The 17,221-nt window shown below is 43.4% G+C and carries 12 protein-coding genes; 7 read left to right on the top strand and 5 right to left on the bottom strand.

The features are described from left to right. Positions 1 to 48: 48 nt before the first annotated feature. The 3 genes from betA to betI are packed head-to-tail and all read right to left on the bottom strand — an operon-like array spanning position 49 to position 3,781. Positions 49 to 1,713 (bottom strand): choline dehydrogenase, encoded by a 1,665-nt coding sequence (betA, locus tag HUZ36_RS08835; protein ID WP_176032614.1) that lies wholly within the window; start codon positions 1,711 to 1,713, stop codon positions 49 to 51. Between the two features lie 12 nt (positions 1,714 to 1,725). Next, on the bottom strand, positions 1,726 to 3,189 hold the full coding sequence (gene betB, locus HUZ36_RS08830; RefSeq protein ID WP_176032613.1) for a betaine-aldehyde dehydrogenase: 1,464 nt from the start codon (positions 3,187 to 3,189) through the stop codon (positions 1,726 to 1,728). Between the two features lies 1 nt (position 3,190). Beyond that, entirely contained in the window at positions 3,191 to 3,781 is a 591-nt protein-coding gene (betI, locus tag HUZ36_RS08825) for a transcriptional regulator BetI (RefSeq protein ID WP_147389166.1), read from the bottom strand. 404 nt (positions 3,782 to 4,185) lie between these two features. On the opposite strand from betI, the gene HUZ36_RS08820 reads away from it, so the two are divergent. Beyond that, the gene (locus HUZ36_RS08820) at positions 4,186 to 6,309 is read left to right on the top strand and encodes a TonB-dependent siderophore receptor (RefSeq protein ID WP_176032612.1); all 2,124 of its coding nucleotides are present in this window, start codon (positions 4,186 to 4,188) and stop codon (positions 6,307 to 6,309) included. Positions 6,310 to 6,450: 141 nt separating this feature from the next. On the opposite strand, the gene HUZ36_RS08815 is transcribed toward HUZ36_RS08820, so the two are convergent. Together HUZ36_RS08815 and HUZ36_RS08810 are read right to left on the bottom strand one after the other, a co-directional pair. Further along, positions 6,451 to 9,555, bottom strand: coding sequence for an efflux RND transporter permease subunit (locus tag HUZ36_RS08815; RefSeq protein ID WP_176032611.1), 3,105 nt, complete (start codon positions 9,553 to 9,555; stop codon positions 6,451 to 6,453). After that, entirely contained in the window at positions 9,555 to 10,724 is a 1,170-nt protein-coding gene (locus HUZ36_RS08810; RefSeq protein ID WP_176032610.1) for an efflux RND transporter periplasmic adaptor subunit, read from the bottom strand. The genes HUZ36_RS08815 and HUZ36_RS08810 overlap by 1 nt, the downstream gene beginning before the upstream one ends. A 165-nt stretch (positions 10,725 to 10,889) precedes the next feature. On the opposite strand from HUZ36_RS08810, the gene HUZ36_RS08805 reads away from it, so the two are divergent. The 6 genes from HUZ36_RS08805 (at position 10,890) to HUZ36_RS08780 (ending at position 17,127) form a co-directional block, all read left to right on the top strand. After that, the gene (locus HUZ36_RS08805; RefSeq protein WP_147389162.1) at positions 10,890 to 11,711 is read left to right on the top strand and encodes a nicotianamine synthase family protein; all 822 of its coding nucleotides are present in this window, start codon (positions 10,890 to 10,892) and stop codon (positions 11,709 to 11,711) included. Between the two features lie 11 nt (positions 11,712 to 11,722). Then, entirely contained in the window at positions 11,723 to 12,982 is a 1,260-nt protein-coding gene (locus HUZ36_RS08800; protein ID WP_225740825.1) for an MDR family MFS transporter, read from the top strand. 9 nt (positions 12,983 to 12,991) lie between these two features. Beyond that, a complete protein-coding gene (locus HUZ36_RS08795) occupies positions 12,992 to 13,444 on the top strand; it encodes a hypothetical protein (protein WP_176032609.1) in 453 nt (150 codons plus the stop codon). Between the two features lie 150 nt (positions 13,445 to 13,594). After that, positions 13,595 to 14,317, top strand: coding sequence for an ABC transporter ATP-binding protein (locus HUZ36_RS08790; protein ID WP_125251268.1), 723 nt, complete (start codon positions 13,595 to 13,597; stop codon positions 14,315 to 14,317). Positions 14,318 to 14,342: 25 nt separating this feature from the next. After that, complete coding sequence (locus tag HUZ36_RS08785; protein ID WP_176032608.1) at positions 14,343 to 15,782, top strand: ABC transporter permease; 1,440 nt, start codon at positions 14,343 to 14,345, stop codon at positions 15,780 to 15,782. Further along, on the top strand, positions 15,769 to 17,127 hold the full coding sequence (locus HUZ36_RS08780) for a DUF3526 domain-containing protein (protein WP_128730440.1): 1,359 nt from the start codon (positions 15,769 to 15,771) through the stop codon (positions 17,125 to 17,127). Before HUZ36_RS08785 ends, HUZ36_RS08780 begins: the two co-directional genes overlap by 14 nt. Positions 17,128 to 17,221 lie beyond the last annotated feature (94 nt).

The following is a 17,221-nucleotide window of genomic DNA, read 5'->3' as shown; positions in this document are numbered from 1 at the left end:
ACTGCAGGCCTCATATGGGGCACGAACTTTCCCATACGAGTGGCGAAACTACATCTCCGAACTACGTTGAACTTGTTGCCAGTTCTGTGTCATGACAACCTCTGCTTCCTCAAGGGCTAATGGCGGATTACCAAGGATCATATCCGCAGCCTTTTCCGCGACCATAATGGTTGGCGCATTGAGGTTACCGTTGGGAATTGTTGGGAAAATAGAAGAGTCGACAACGCGTAAACCCTGTACACCGTGAACGCGAGTTTGCGAGTCTACAACGGCCATTTCATCTTCTCCCATTTTGCATGAACAAGAAGGGTGGTAGGCACTTTCTACCGCTTGACGCACAAAGGCATCAATCTCTTCATCGGTTTGGATATGCTCACCAGGTTGGATCTCGCTTTGTCTAAAATCATCAAATGCACTTTGCTCAATGATTTCACGAGTCAACCTAACACAAGCTCTAAAGCCTTCGATATCCTCTTGCTCAGCTAAATAGTTAAACTGTATTTTCGGTGCAACCCTTGGATCCGCCGATTTAATCGTGACTTCACCACGGCTCTTTGGTTTATTGTGGCCAACATGAACTTGAAAACCATGACCATCAAATGCACTTTTTCCATCATAGCGAATAGCAGCAGGTAAAAAGTGGTACTGAAGATCCGGCCACTCAACGCCCGCTTTCGAACGAATAAAGGCACAAGATTCAAAGTGGTTAGTTGCACCTAGACCTGACTTATCAAGCAACCACCTGGCACCAATTAAGCCTTTAGAAATCAGTCCCAACTTACCATTTAAGGTGATCGGCTGCTTACACTTATATTGAAAATAGAATTCTAGGTGATCTTGTAGGTTTTTACCCACACCTGGTAAGTGATGTTTCACTTCAACGCCTGCGGCAGTCAACGCGTCTTTATCACCAATGCCAGATAGTTGTAGTAAATGTGGTGAGCCAATTGAACCTGCGCTCAAGATCACTTCCTTCGCCGCATTCGCGGTTTTCAGGCTGCCCTTCACGCTATATTCGACACCCGTTGCAACTTTGTCCTCTAGCAACACTTTTTGTACCAGTGCTCCCGTTACAATCGTCAGATTGCTACGATGCTTGATAGGGTCCAAATAAGCTCTGCTTGATGAGCAGCGTTTACCGTCTTTGACGGTCATGTGCATTGGGCCAAAACCTTCTTGCTGCTTACCATTGTAGTCTTTGGTAAAGGCATAACCTGCTTGCTCTCCTGCACTGATAAACGCGCGATAGAGCGGATTTGCCATTTCATTACCATTATTGGTGCCAAGCGGACCTTGTTCACCACGGTACTGATCGCCACCTAAATACCAAGACTCAGCGCGCTTGAAATAAGGTAAGCAAGCCTGATAATCCCAGCCTTGTGCACCGTGGTCTTGCCACTCATCAAAATCTTTTGCGTGACCACGCACATACACCATGCCATTGATTGACGATGAGCCGCCAAGCACCTTGCCGCGAGGGCAATGCATAACGCGGTTGTCTAAATGCGGTTCAGGCTCTGTATGGAACTGCCAAGCATATTTATCGGTATTCATTGGAATAGATAGCGCGGTTGGCATCTGAATAAAAATGCTCTTATCACTACCACCCGTTTCGAGTAACAATACTTTGTGCGCGGGGTTTTCTGACAATCGGTTTGCAAGCACACAACCGGCAGAACCCGCACCTACGATAATATAATCAAAATCAGTCATAGTACTCCTCGATTAAAATGGGCTTTCAATATCACTCATACCTACATACACAGATTTTGTCTGGGTATATTGGTCTAGTGTCTCTACGCCATTTTCACGACCGATCCCAGACTGCTTATAGCCACCAACTGGCATTTCAGCGGGCGAGTTACCATAGCTATTGATCCAACAAATACCAGCCTCTAGCTGGTGGATCACACGGTGTGCACGTTTAATATCTTTACTAAATACACCCGCAGCCAGACCTAAGTGGGTGTTGTTCGCACGCTGAATGACTTCTTCCTCGTCATCGAATACCAATACAGACATCACTGGACCAAAGATTTCTTCTTTAACAATAGTCATCTCATCATGACAGTCGATAAATATCGTCGGCGCAACAAAGTAGCCGTTTGGTGCAGATGCAGGACTGATGGCTTCACCGCCTGTCAGTACAGTTGCCCCTTCGGCTTTACCTTTTGCGATATAGTCCATCACCAAGGTTTGATGTTGTTTTGAGATTAACGCACCAAGGTTAACGTTTGGATCGAGTGGATCACCGGCAATGATATTTTGCTCAGTGCGCTGTTTTAGCTCTGCCAAGAAGGCATCATATACACTGCGATGTACAAATACGCGCGTACAGTTAGTACACACTTCACCTTGAGTGTAGAAGTTGCCCAACATTGCAGCACTGATAGCTTGAGAAATATCTGCATCTTCAAAGACGATAAGCGGTGATTTGCCACCAAGCTCCATGGTAACTTCTTTTAAGTTGCTCGATGCGCTTTGCATGACTTTTTTACCCGTGCCAACTTCACCGGTAAAAGAGACTTTTTCAATATCAGGGTGTGTTGTGAGCCATTGACCCACTTCAGCGGCACCTTGCACTACATTGAATACGCCCGCAGGGACACCTGCTTCGATAAATATTTCAGCCAACTTTACCGCGCCAAGCGGCGTTTCTTCAGACGGTTTAAAAATCAGTGCATTACCAGCTGCCAGCGCAGGGCCTGACTTCCAGCATGCAATTTGCAGCGGGTAGTTCCACGCTCCGATGCCGGCACAGATACCTAATGGCTCTTTACGAGTATAGAAAAAATCACCGCCGACAGGTTGCTGGCTTCCAGTCTGAGCGGGTGCCAACCCTGCAAAATATTCAATCACGTCAGCGCCAGTTTGAATGTCTACACATTCAGCCTCTTGCCAAGGTTTACCTGTATCCAACACTTCAATTTTGGCAAGTTCATCATTACGCTCACGTAATAACGACACAGCCTTATGTAAGATGCGGCTGCGCTCAATTGGCGTCATTGCCGACCAAAGGGCAAAACCTGCTTTGGCACTTTCAATTGCAGCTTGCTGAATATGGCTATCAGCAACTTCTACTTCGTAGATCACTTCATCCGTTGCTGGATTTTTTACTGCAAACTTTTCGCCTGAGTGGTTCGCCAAAAATTGGCCATGAATAAAATTTTGATATACAGGGACTGTCACATTATCCTCCAAACTGCTTAATAAGTGATTGAATGTAGCGTTTTGCGAGCGTTTCGCTGTGATGAAACGCGTGATGGTCGGCTTTACTTAATACGGCTCTAAGCCATAGCCCGTCAATCATGCCTGCGGCAAGTTCTGCCGCTTCTTTTGCCTCAGCTCTTGGCATAAAAGCAGCCAATGACACTGCTAAGTTACTTTGCAATCGGCGACTGTTGACGTGCTGTAGTCGGTGTAATTCATTATCGTGCATAGATTGGGCCCAAAAGCTTAACCAAGTACGCGTCGTGTTGGACTGCTGCTGCACCATGGCAAAGTTAGCTTCCACGATGTACATCAATCGCTGTTCAGCACTACAACCGCCATAGGTTTTATCTAACAAACTATATTTTAGACTGTTTAATAAGTAGCGTACGGTTGCTTCAATTAAGCCTTGTTTACCACCAAAATAGTGGCTGATTATCCCCGAAGAGAGCCCCGCTCTTTTGCTGATACTATTAATTGTGGTTGCTTGTAATCCTAACTCGGCAACTGACTCTAGCGTGGCGTCAATTAGCTGCTGACGACGAACAGGTTCCATTCCGACTTTTGGCATAGCTTTTATTAATTGACCGTTCAATTAAAATAAAGCTTAGGGTGATCAAGATGAGACTTCAAGGTTGACTTTTTGTAAAAAGCCAATTTTTTGACGTTTGTACCTAGGTTAATCCCATGATAGCTAAGGGGTTTTGAAGGATTACAAAAAATCTCAAAAAAAATTTAAAAATCTGATATTTTGCAGGTATTTGCGATAACTTATCGCTTTAACAACTAATTCTCTTCGTGAAGAGCGATGCGCTTTACTGTATAAAATTCCCACATTTATTACTATTTTTAGCAACAATGACACAATACTTATATCACGAATACGCGACATTGATTACTGCTTAACACTTGACCTCATTCATGGTACAGTCACCACAAACAAACGTTATATTATATCATAATGAAGGATTGATAATGACTCCCTTTCACTCTACCTGCCGTTTAAGTGTGATTGCCGTGTCTTTACTGGCAGCATTCTCAGTATCTGCCGATAATGGCATCGAAACCATTGAAGTTACAGGTGAACGCCAAGCCTATCGTGGTGATTTTACCCATCTAATGTCTCCCGAGGCTATATTCGAATTTGACGCTGAGTTGATGGCACAAACGGGTATCACAGATTTAACACAGGTACTGGACATGTCAGCCTCTGTAAGTCGCCAAAATAGCCTTGGTGGCCTTTGGGACAGCTTTGCTATCCGAGGCTTTTTTGGTGATGAAAACGTCCCAAGTGGTTATTTAGTCAATGGCTTTAATGCTGGACGAGGATTCTCAGGGCCAAGAGATGTTTCTGGTATCGAGCGAGTTGAGGTATTAAAAGGACCAAAAGCGGCTTTATTTGGTCGTGGTGAGCCAGGAGGTTCAATTAACCTTGTTACCAAAAAGCCAACTTTCCAATCATCTAGTGAAATAGAGCTCACCGCAGGCAGCAGGGCTCACCGTAGAATAGAAGGTGACATAAATACTGTATTTTCTGATTCAGTCGCAGGTCGCTTCATTGGTTTCTACGAAGAAGAGGACAGCTTTCGTGATACCATCGAAACCCAAAAACACGGGATGATGGCATCGTTTGTGTTTGATCAAAGCTCAGACTCAAGCTGGCAGTACGATTTTGAGTATGCAGAGCAAGAGATCCCGTTTGACCGCGGGATCATAGCACCCAATGGCAACTTTGATTTTATGCCAATCGAGCGCTTTCTTGGTGAGCCAGGAGATGGCCCCACCACAACAATGGTGCACGGTCATCAACTGCAATGGCTATATGATTTAAATAATGACTGGCAACTGAGCTCTGCACTGGCTTTTAGACAAACAGAATTAGATAGTCTATCGAGCGATGCCGATATTTCACCGTCAAGACAAAAACTGTATCGTGATTTTCAAACGCTGACACGCCAACATCGCCAACGTGCTTACGATACCGATCAATATGTTGCACGCTTCGAACTCGCTGGAGATTTAGTGACAGGGTCAATTAAGCATCATATCATTGTTGGTGTAGATTATGACCGTTTTGAATTCGACCGTGATTATCGCGTTGCTCGAGCTCCCGCTTTAAGTACTAACCCAACCGATGCACAGTTGTATGCGATTAACATCCATCAACCAGTGTATGGTCAATATCCTTCACCAACCCCAAGCCCAGTCATTATTCGCCAGCAAAATCAATGGGCGACAGGTATCTATATTCAAGATCAAATCGCTCTGACTGAGGCACTGCAAATTCGCATTGGTGGTCGCTTCGACTGGCTAAAACAGACCACCGATGACAAGATAAGCATGAAAAGTGCAGATCAATCTGAACAGCACTTTAGCCCACAGATGGGTGTGGTATATCAGCTCAATGATAACTGGTCGCTCTACTCAACATACGGTGAAGGATACCGCTTAAATTTTGGCACTGATCATCAAGGAAACGGCTTTGATCCAAACCAAAGCGAATCAATAGAGGTTGGTAGTAAGTGGTCATTATTAGACAACAATGTCGACATTACACTGACATACTTTGATAGTGAACAAAGCAACATTATTGTGGCGGACGTACAAAACCCTGGATATAGCGCGGCGATTGGTGAAGCCACAAGTGAAGGGATTGAGTTGGATATCATCGGTCAATTGCCTGCTGATGCCCAAATTCAATTTTCGTATACCTATCTAGATGCTCAGGTCAGTAAAGATTCTATAGATACAGGATTAGGTGTAGCCATCAGAAAGGGTGATGATCTACTTAATATTCCAGAAAATGCGGCGAGCATACAATTACGACAGCAATACACCGTGTATGGTAATACTTTGTCCGCAGGTGTTGGTGCGCAATATGTCGATGAGCGATTAGGCCAGCGTGGTAGCGATTTTTACCTTCCTTCTTATGTTACAGTCAATTTATTTGCAGAGTATGCAATCAGTGACAGATGGTCTGTGAAAGCGCAGGTACATAACGCCTTTGACCGCGAGCATTTTACTAATTCATATTCACAGATGTGGGTACAGCCTGGTGAGCCTCGTAAGGTGCTGCTATCGACGTCTTATCAGTTCTAATTAACGCCATTTTGTGTGTCCACGCTCTCCCTTGACTGGACACACTCTTTTTACTTCAACAAGGCACATGCCTGACCTTTAAGTCTCAAGCCCAAATACATTTTGGGCTTTTTTATGCGCTAAAAGCAGAGCTTGGAGTCCTTAAGCTGCGCCATCGACAGACTTTTTAAATCCATAGAGAAATACCTGCTTAATATCTTCTAACATCATGTACAAGCACGGCACCATTATTAAAGTAACAACCGTCGCAAATAATACTGAAAAGCTCAAAGAAATCGCTGTTGGGATCACAAATTGAGCTTGTAAGCTTGATTCAAACATAATGGGGACGAGTCCCAGAAAGGTTGTCAATGAAGTAAGTAAAATGGCACGAAAGCGACCAATCCCAGCCTGGAGCACCGCTGATTTAGTACTTTGACCTACGGATCTTTGCGTGTTCACAACATCGGTCATGACTAAAGAGTCATTGATCACCACCCCAGCTGCAGCAACGATGCCAAAGACTGACATCATACTCAAGCTATAGCCAAGGAAGTAATGCCCCCACAATGCGCCCACAGCAGCAAAGGGGATCACAGACATCACGATTATTGGCTGAAGGTAACTTTTAAGAGGAAGTGCCAATAAACAGTAAACCACCAACAATCCAATCAGCCCAAACGTCAGTACCTCACTTTGCTCTTGGCGCTGATCCTCAAGTGCTATTCCAGGCTGAGTGGTAAGCCCACTGTGTGCTTGACTGAGTGCAGGTAAAAGTTGTGATTCAATCTGTTCGACCACCTTACTAATTGTATTATGCTGCTCATCAACGTCTGCGCTGATTGTTGCGACTTGATAACCTTGCTCCCGAGTGATGTCTGATAAGCCAGGCACCGCTACTGTGTTGGCAATATCACCAAAAAAGACCTGTTCGCCGTTATCTAAAGTAATCAGTGTATAGGCAAGGGCGCTCAATTGATGACGCTGGGCTTTTGTTCCGCGTACTTTAAATACAACTTCTTGGCCTTCACGCATTACTCGCTGCACCTCAATACCATAAAAATGAGCAGCAACTTGTCGTGTCACCTCTTTTGCACTGAGCTGTAACTGATATGCGAGTGGCTTTAGCTGGATTTGATATTCAAGCTGCGCACTATCTAATGATGAGTAAACCCCATAAACACCAGCGGTCCCATTAAGCCTATCAACAAAGTCACGACTGGCAGCATACAATGTGCTTGCGTCAGGGGCATATAAACGGTATTCAATATCACTTTTCTCAGCAATATCAATTACGTCAGACTCTATTGTCAGCTTTTTCACCCCTGGTATATCTGGTAATTGCGCTCGCCAGCGCTTTGCCAGCTCAAACGTATCAAAGGGACGTAACGCTTCGGCTACTAGAGGTACTACTACCTCAGCCTCTTTTAGGTGGTCAATACGGGTATACATTGCGTCCATCATAGGTTTGCCCGTCTCGGCTTGAATATCCTGCTCAACTTGCACGATGAGAGCTTCAATTTGTTCAACCGCAGCAAGCGTTTGCGCCTCAGATACAGCGTGATCCATCTGAATATTAATTGAAGGGTAATCGTGTGGTACTTTTGGTACCGCAGTAAAGCGCAGTAAACCACTGGCTAATAAGCAAATAGAAAATACTAACAGGCAAACAAAACCTACTATCACAGCATAACGATAGTGAATACAGCGTCTCAGAAGGGGCGCATAATAGTGGTGCAATAGGGAATAAAAACGGTCATTAAAGCGTTGACGCCAATACGTCTTTGGTTTTGGCGCGAGTTGAACTGAGGCTAGATGAGCGGGCAAGATCAGCTTAGATTCGATCAAGCTAAATAATAAGCACAAAATACAAACCCCTGCGATAGCAATAAACTGTCCGGAGTTCGGCCCACTACTGAACATAAACGGCATAAAAATAGCGACTGTCGTGAGCACGCCGAAAGTAGCTGGCATTGCCACTTTTTTTGCACCTTGTACCACTTGTGCTGGAGAATGGCCGTTTAATTCAGTCTGCTCACAGATACTCTCTCCAATCACAATAGCATCATCCACCACTATGCCCAGCACCATGATAAACGCAAATAATGAAACTAAATTCATAGTGATACCAAATATCGGCATTAACCAAAATGCGCCAAGCATCGCAACAGGTAGACCTAACATCACCCACACAGCCAGTTTGGTGCGTAAAAACACGGCCAAAACAATAAATACCAAAAGGGCACCTTGCGCAAGATTATTCAGCATCATGGATAGTCGACCATCAAGGTACACTGTGACATCAACAAACTCGTACACTTGAAGATGTTCAGGCAAAGCTTGTCGTTTGAAGTCAATGTAAGCTTTTACTTGCGCAACAACATCGGTGAGCGATTGCGCCTTTTCGCCAAGCACCATGATGTAAACTGCTTGTTGGCCATTAAAACGCCCCGCATCTAACGTTTCTTGAAAACCATCTTTGATAATTGCAATATCGCCAAGTCGAACAATTTCCCCCAACGGTCCTGTAATAATGGGTATGTTTTTCAGATCATTACCCTGATAACCACGCTGTGCTAGTCGCAGGTAAATATTACCTCTAGCCGTTTTTATTTGACCCGCTGATAAGTTATCTGCATTCATTTGAATTGCCTGTACGACCTCAGATAGGCTCAGCGCGTATTTTTGTAGTTTGAGTGGAGTCAGCTCAATGGCTACCTCATAATCAGGGAGTGCTGATACCTCTACATGTGATATTCCCTCTAGTTGCAGCAGCTCCTGTTTAAACTCGTTTCCAAGCTTTTTCAGCTCAAGTGGGTCATCAGCTCCAGATAACACAACACTTAATGCCCGTTGACGCTGAGCACTTTCAACAATCTGCAACGGTTCCATAGCGGTAGGAAATGTCGCGATAGCATCTAATTTCATCTTGATTTCGTCTAGGCGATACGCCAAATCTTGGTCATTTTCTAATTCAATTTCTATCTTTGCTCTGGAAGCTGAAGCAAAACTAGTGAGACGCTTAATACCAACCTGTGACTGTAGTGCTTGCTCTATTTTGACCAGTATGTTTTCTTCAATTTCGTTAGCAGGTGCACCCAATAACGTGGCTGTAACGACGATTTTATTATTTTCAGATACCGGAAAGGTTTGTCGTTGGATCCCTTGATAGCTCAATAGCCCCATACAAACAATAAACAGCATTAACAAATTAGCCGCGACAGGGTGGTGTACAAAATAGCTAATGAGTTTACCTTGCGAACCCATTATTCATCTCCTTTAACAGCCAATTGCGTATGCGCCGAATTAGTGCGAACTTGCATGCCGGCTTGAGGATAGTCAGGTAAGTGAGTAACCAGCTGGTGGTCGGTATACGATGGTGCGCTTATCAATACACTATTGTGCTCCCTGCGTAGCACATTAACAGGAAACTGTACTAGCTGTTGCGTTGGACTCACTAACCAGAGCATTTCGTTTTTTATCCACTCCTGCGGAATTTTCAATACATTTTTCAGTATATTACCAGGCACTTGTGCCTGTAAGAACTGACCAAAGTGTATCGCGGGTAACGTGCTGTGTAAGGCATAAGGATCTTCTACTTTTATTACAAAGTAAGCCATTCTCGTGCGCTCACTTAATAGCCCTGTATGGCGTGTTAGTGTGCCTACACGCTGTATATCATCAGCTGTAATTGTCACTTCAGATACAGGCAAAGGTGGCAAAAATGGCAAATCAAATTGAGCGATAGGTACGTGCAGCTCTCCATAGCTCAGATTAACCACAATACCGAGCTGCTGACCGATGTTAATCACCTGCCCAAGTCCAGTATCACGACGTGTGATTAACGCATCATAGGGTGCGTAATACTTTGTTCTAGCTAGATTCTTTTGTGCCTGAGCAAGTCCAGCTTCAGCCGCTTTAAGATGTGCTCTAGCACTGGATACTTGAGGCTCTCTCAGCGCAAGCTCGGTAACATGAGGGTTATTTTCCCACTCTTTTTTTGCAACCTTTGCCAGTGCTAACTGTTCAGATAAGTGTGATTGTGCCAATGCCAATTCAGCCTGCTTGTTTAAAAGTTGGGTCTGATAATCAAACGGGTCTAGTCGCGCCAGCACCTCCCCTTTTTTAACTATTCCCCCAACAACAAACGCCTCATGCAGCCATACAACCTTTCCTGAAACTTCAAATGCAACATCTGTTTGCTCTGCGGGCTTTAATATTCCCGATAGTGACAAGCTTACTTGGTGATCAGTAACAGCTATGGGTACACTTGATACCAAAGGAAAAACCGCTTGCGATGTGTGTGTATTGGCAGGTACTTTTGTCACCCCAAACAATGCAAAGCAAGCTGTGACCCCCACCAACAATACGAGTATTAGGGCAGATACTCTCCCCCTAAACTGATGATAAAGAGACTTATTTTTATTTTCTTTCATCAAAAATTCTCAACATGATGCCTTGTGAAAATAGTAAATTATTTGTTTTTAAATTAACTAAGCCTCTCACTTAGCTAAAAATTTTTAAATAATTTTGTTTACACATAAATAACCAGTGAGTTATGTTATAACATAAAATAGGAACAGTATAGTAGTGACTTACTTATGACTTTAATGAATCACGTTGAAGACCATGCTTCACAAATTGTGGCAATGTATGAGCATATTCACAGTATGGAATCGTTGACGATAAATGCGCAAACAATGGCTACGTTTGACCAATTTTTGGGGTTGTTATCGAACGAACATGGCAGTGAATTTGCCACACAAGTGTTAGCACAAGCCAAAATAGAAGCAGTGAAGCCCCAAATCCAACATCTGTTTAGTATGGCATCCAGTTTATATGAACAGCACTGGGCACAACGCCTTGTGGCTAGTACCGCAGCTCAACAACTCCTGATTGAAGAGTATCCTTATTTTAATCACTATCAGCGTGCGACAGGGCTTGAGATAAACGCCGTCAAATCTTTAGCAGAGCAGCCCATAGAGCATGTACTAATGGTGGGCTCAGGCGCGTTGCCACTTACTTCGCTGGCACTACATCAGGCGGGCTTACAGGTTGATAACCTAGATATTCAACAAGATGACTTATTGTTAGGCAAACAGGTTTGTGATGCTCTTGCCAGTGGCAACGAAATGAATTTCATTCACAATGATATTTGTCAACAACAGAATTTGGCGAAATACGATGTGATCTGGCTCGCCGCTTTGGTCGGTGATGAGCAAATTAAAAACAGCATCATCACTCATTTATTTGAGCAAATGCGCCCCGGCGCACAACTCGTGGTAAGAACAGCATTCAATTTACGGACATTGTTATATCCAAGTGTTGATGAATCAGGGTTAGCACCGTTTCAACTGAAACTAAAAATTCAAACCTATGCTGACAATTTCCATTCTATTTTGATTGCACAAAAACCGATTTAGCTATGATCTCTATGTTTAACACCTACCTCAAACTTAGCAGTGAATACCGCTGGATGCTGTTTGCAGCCTTTATATTCAACCTTGGCTTTTACATGCTAATTCCATTTTTAGCAGGCTACCTAAAACAAGATCTATTACTAAGCGCGACACTGGTTGGCTTGGTTTTAGGTGTACGCTCGTTTTGCCAACAAGGGCTATTTTTAGTTGGCGGATTATTGGCTGATTTATTTGGAGTGAAAAAGCTTATTGTCGTCGGGTGTCTCCTACGAGCACTCGGTTTTTGTCTGTTTTTGTTTTCTCATATTGTTGAACTGCTTTTCTTAGCTGCCTTTTTAACCGGGTTTGCAGGGGCGTTATTCACTCCTGCTGCACAGTCTTACTTTTCAAAGCAAACCGAGCTGAGTCGCGCGCAAATGTTTGCGCTGGTTGGTGTTGCCAGAAATGGGGGAGAATTACTCGGCCCAGTCTGTGGTCTGATGTTGATAAGTGTTAGCTTTGATACCTTGTGTATAGTGTCAGCACTGCCTTTTGCACTCTTTGCGCTCATTTTTACTGTATTACTAAACGATAAATCCACAACCAAACACCAAGAAACCGCACAACCTAACGCAGATAGCACGGGTGTACGGGCAATGATCCAAGGTGTGTTGAGTAATCGCCCATTTATTCTGTTCTCACTGATCATGTCTGGCTATTTTATGTTAATAAATCAGATTTCGTTTGCGATCCCGCTTCACATTGTAAGTCAGTCAGGTACAACAAAAGAAGTCGCTTGGGTATTAACATTATGCGCGCTGATCTCAATCTGCTTTCAGTTCCCGGTCACCCGTTTATGTGAACGCTGGTTGTCGCCGAGTCAATGGATCAGTATAGGTATTGCACTAATGGGATTATCATTTGCCACCTTGCTTGTAGATTGGCCTTATCAATCGGGCATATTGTATTACTTACCACTTAGTCTATTAGCGACTGTATTTACACTCGGCACTATGGTGAGTTTCCCATTTATCATGAGTCAAATATCTTTACTTGCACAAGATAAGTCGGTCGCAACACATTACGGATTTTTCTATTTATTTGCAGGTGCAGGGTTAATCATTGGTAGCAGTGTAGTAGGGGCAGCCTTTGATTACACGGCTCATCACGACTATCTCGCTTGGTATAGCCTGATCATAATCGGTGTCGGCACGGCTTTACTTAACACTATGTTTATGTCTGCACACCAAGTTAACAACCACATTCAAACAACCAATCCATCTACATCAAAGTAAGGGTTAACCATGATTCAACTTACTCAAGCGCAGCAACGAGCCTATATGTCAGACTATCTTGAAAATGGCTGGCGTGAAGAGCGCATGTCTTTCAGTTCCGTGTCGTTGGAACCTGGATATATTGAGGGACGCGTTAATGTTGAGCACTTTCAAATGCCAGGAGATGGTCGTTTTCATTTCAGCGCACAAAGTGCCATGATTTGGATCTCTCAGCTCGGTATTATTTATGGATGTTGGGATAACCAACTAACCGAAAAAGTAGGAGAGGTCTACCTAAGAGATCTAGACATTAAGTTCAAACGCACCATCAATACCACTGAAGCCGTCAAATTTGAGGGTTTTTTTCCTAAACACTGCAAAAAACAATTATCAAGCGACCTTGTTTACTATAAAAATGCACAGATCCGTGTAGAGGGTGGTGCTTTTGCGGGCACGGCTAGCTTTCTGGTACCAATATGCTAACGCAGCAAATAAAAACTGTTCCTATTTAGATAAAAGATGATATGTTATAACCAAACATATCATTCTACAATTTGACCACATGCGCTCTGTATTCCTACCCCCAAGGCATCACTTTGCACATGTGGTTTTAATCACATCAGGGAGTTTTTTGTGTTAGAAGCCAAACAATTAACAAAATCTTTTACGGGAAAACGGGTGATCACGGATCTGAGCTTTAAAGTTGAGCAAGGTGAGATCATGTGTTTGTTAGGTGCAAACGGCGCGGGAAAAAGCACAACATTAAATATTTTTCTTAACTTTTTACAGCCCGATAGTGGACAGGCTCTGATTGATGGTGTGGAGGTAAATCAGCATACCAATAGCAAAGATAAGTTGGTGTATCTACCAGAGCAGGTAAACCTATATCAAGAGTTTAATGCCATTGATAATCTCAAATACTTGGCAAGCCTTGCTGGGCTAACTGTCAGTGAAACCCAAATTCATGCGGCGTTAGATGAAACAGGGCTTGAACAACAAGCAAGAAAACAGTCTTTAAAAAACTATTCTAAAGGAATGAGACAAAAAGTAGGGATAGCGTTTGCGATTATGCGCCAAGCAAAAGTGCTGTTATTAGATGAACCTACTTCAGGACTAGATCCAAGTGCAACCCTTGAATTTATTCGCATCATCGAGAGGCTTGCAAATAAGGGAGCTGCTATTTTAATGGTGACTCATGACTTTTATTGCGCACACACGCTTGCAGATAAAATCGGCATTATGGATAAAGGAAAATTGCTGACCCTACTGGATAATAAAAAGCTACCGCTAAGTAGTTTAGAAACCACTTACCACGAACTTATCTCTGGAACCGCGACGATCCGTGCAGCTAGTTAGTCTTTAAATAGGAATTGTCCCGTCTATGAATAATAAAATAATACAAATTTGTCGTCACGAGTTGGCTAGTAAGCGGAAAAGTCCGATCTTATGGTTATTATTTGTGATGATCCAATTATTGCTGGTTGTTGCACTTTTTACTGGTTGGCAGCAGTACCAACAAAGCATGAATATGCAAACCAAAGCGCAGCAGCTGGTCGAGCAACAATGGAATGCACAACCTGATCGGCACCCACATCGCGTCGCGCATTTTGGTCACTTTGCATTTCGACCACCTAGCGCTCTTAGCTTCTTTGATCTAGGTGTTAATGCCTGGGTAGGCGACAGTATCTTCTTAGAAGCACATAAACAAAACAGTGCCAATTTTGCCACCGATCAGGATGGAGGAACATTACTGCGTTTTTCTGAGCTAAGTAGTGCCAATATTTTATTGCTGATCTGGCCGTTGCTGATTATTGCACTGGGCTTTGCAAGTGTTAGTGGAGAGAAAAAAAGCGGTACTCTTCGGCAATTAATGTCAATGGGTGTGCCATTTCGGGCACTGATCGCAGGCAAAAGCCTGAGTTATTTATGCTTGTCTGTTATTTTTATCTTGCCAGTGTTTGTGCTCGCACTCGGTCTTGCTGCCAGTACGGGCGCTCAGTTTTCATCGGAAGCCCCAATTAGGCTGCTACTACTCTTTGCGCTTTACCTTGTATACTGCCTGTTCTGGATAGCTATTACCTTGCTTGTATCAAGTACGGTAAAGGCACCAAAACAAGCATTGCTATTACTTACGTCAATATGGTTTATCCTCACAATACTTATGCCAAGAATGCTTGCTGAGTTTGCACATCACCAATATCCACATCAAAAGCGCAATGATTTCGAGCTTGCTGTAAAACTAGATAACCGGAAAGTCGGAAACAGTCATAACCCAGATGATCCCTATTTCAGTAAGTTTCGTGCAGATACACTGGAAAAATATGGCGTATCAACCGTAGAAGAACTGCCAATTAATTACAAAGGGCTAGTAATGCAAGAGGGAGAAAGGCTCAATGCTGAGATCTACAAAAAGCATTATCAGCAACAAATAGAAAAGTTTGAGTCACAGCAACAATTTGTCAGTCAATTCTACTGGTTAAATCCATACCTGTTTGTTCGAGACCTTTCGATGGCATTAACACGTACCGATACACGTCATTTTCTGGACTTTGAGCAACAAGCTGAAGCCCACAGATATGCCCGTATTCAAAAGCTCAATCAGTTGCACACTCATGAAATCCACCACCACAACGACAGGGCACAACGGGTTGATAAATCCTACTGGCAAACATTTGAAGCATTTACCTATGCCACACCACGCTTAAGTTGGTCTCTCAAGGTATTTTCCTTATCTTGGTTTTTGCCACTCATTGTTGTTGTGCTGCTATTTACTTTCTTAAATTCCAACAAGATGCAAAGGAGAATTTATGCTGCTGTTTAAACTCGAATGTAAGCGCTTGTTTGCAGGTACGGTTAATAAACTAGTACTCGTACTGTTTCTCCTATCTGGTATTTTTGCTATCTACCAAGGTGCATTGGGATACAAGTCTATACGTATTGACCAATATAAATCGACAGTGGTATTTCAAAAAGAGCGCGAGCATGTCAGTAGCCGTGAAGCTTTGCCTGAGCCTGGCTCTTTGGCTTATTACGCCAGCGCACCAACACAATGGCAGCTAAGTCCATGGGCTGCATTATTTGTGGGGGAAACTTCCTCTTCAATGGTCGCAGCGAAGATCCGCGCCACCGCATTACAGAGTCAAATATATAACCGTGAAATCGTCAATCCAAGCCAACAGCGCGCTGGTGGCTTAGATTTGGGGTTTGTATTGGTTTACTTTTTACCTTTGGTGATAGGGATACTCACTGTCACACTCATTTCTGATGAGCAACATGCTGGGCGCTGGCGCTTACTCAATGCCATGCCTCGTAGTGTATTTTCATTAGTGGGAAAACAAATTGCATTACGATTTGTTGTGATCTGGTTCATGGTTGCCCTGTTACTGATCAGTGCAGCACTATTATTGTCTTTACCTTTCGATATTTTCTTCTGGACAGTACTTGGTGCAACTAGTCTGTATATGGTGTTTTGGTTTGCACTGGCAGCCATTATCATGAGCTTCGGTAAAAATAGTGTGTTCAATAGCCTAACTTACCTCAGCAGTTGGGTGGTATTAGCGCTATTGTTACCAGGGGCTGTGCACTTATATTTGTCAAATCAGTACCACAGTGATGCGCCTCTTGAAATCACGCTACAGCAGCGTATGACACTCAATGATGGCTGGGATCAAGACAAGCAAGCAACGTTAGATGCTTTTGTGGCTAAAGAGAGCAAATGGAGTAATACAGCACCACTGGGGGAAGCATTTGATTGGAAGTGGTACTATGCCCAGCAACACATGAGTGACATTGCCGTTCAAGATCAAGTGGAAGCATATAGGCGCAGTAATGCAGCTCGTCAAAATCAGTTACAAAAGCTCAGTGTGCTATCTCCTGCACTGTTTTTTCAGCTTTCGTTGAATGAACTGGCCAAAACCAGTGGCAACTTTCAAATCAAATACCAACAACAAATAGCTGATTATCACCAAACAATTCGCCATTATTTTTACGACTTTTTGTTTTTTGATAAACAGGTAAGTCGCCAAGATATCGCTGACTTTCCAAAATTTGAACCACAGACCATGGTAGCGCAAGGTGGTTCATGGAAGTTGCCTTTAAGCACCGCAGTGGTAGCGCTGATGTTAATGATAGCTATTGTGAGGATCCGCAAAGTAAAAGTCATATAACCTTTTAACGTATATGGATAAGCACCGTCCATATACGTTATTCACCAAAGTATTGAAGAGTACGTAGCCCAAACTCAGGATAAGAAGTTAGTTA

It is taken from the genome of Pseudoalteromonas sp. McH1-7, assembly GCF_013366255.1.
Taxonomy (GTDB): domain Bacteria; phylum Pseudomonadota; class Gammaproteobacteria; order Enterobacterales; family Alteromonadaceae; genus Pseudoalteromonas; species Pseudoalteromonas peptidolytica.
Note: the sequence above shows the minus strand (reverse complement) of the source record. Positions and strands in the feature narration are given on the sequence as shown.

Coding starts and splice junctions, on each gene's coding strand:
- betA (WP_176032614.1), bottom strand. CDS start 1,713: ATGACTGATTTTGATTATATTATCGTAGGTGCGGGTTCTGCCGGTTGT.
- betI (WP_147389166.1), bottom strand. CDS start 3,781: ATGCCAAAAGTCGGAATGGAACCTGTTCGTCGTCAGCAGCTAATTGAC.
- HUZ36_RS08820 (WP_176032612.1), top strand. CDS start 4,186: ATGACTCCCTTTCACTCTACCTGCCGTTTAAGTGTGATTGCCGTGTCT.
- HUZ36_RS08815 (WP_176032611.1), bottom strand. CDS start 9,555: ATGGGTTCGCAAGGTAAACTCATTAGCTATTTTGTACACCACCCTGTC.
- HUZ36_RS08810 (WP_176032610.1), bottom strand. CDS start 10,724: ATGAAAGAAAATAAAAATAAGTCTCTTTATCATCAGTTTAGGGGGAGA.
- HUZ36_RS08805 (WP_147389162.1), top strand. CDS start 10,890: ATGACTTTAATGAATCACGTTGAAGACCATGCTTCACAAATTGTGGCA.
- HUZ36_RS08800 (WP_225740825.1), top strand. CDS start 11,723: ATGTTTAACACCTACCTCAAACTTAGCAGTGAATACCGCTGGATGCTG.
- HUZ36_RS08795 (WP_176032609.1), top strand. CDS start 12,992: ATGATTCAACTTACTCAAGCGCAGCAACGAGCCTATATGTCAGACTAT.
- HUZ36_RS08785 (WP_176032608.1), top strand. CDS start 14,343: ATGAATAATAAAATAATACAAATTTGTCGTCACGAGTTGGCTAGTAAG.
- HUZ36_RS08780 (WP_128730440.1), top strand. CDS start 15,769: ATGCTGCTGTTTAAACTCGAATGTAAGCGCTTGTTTGCAGGTACGGTT.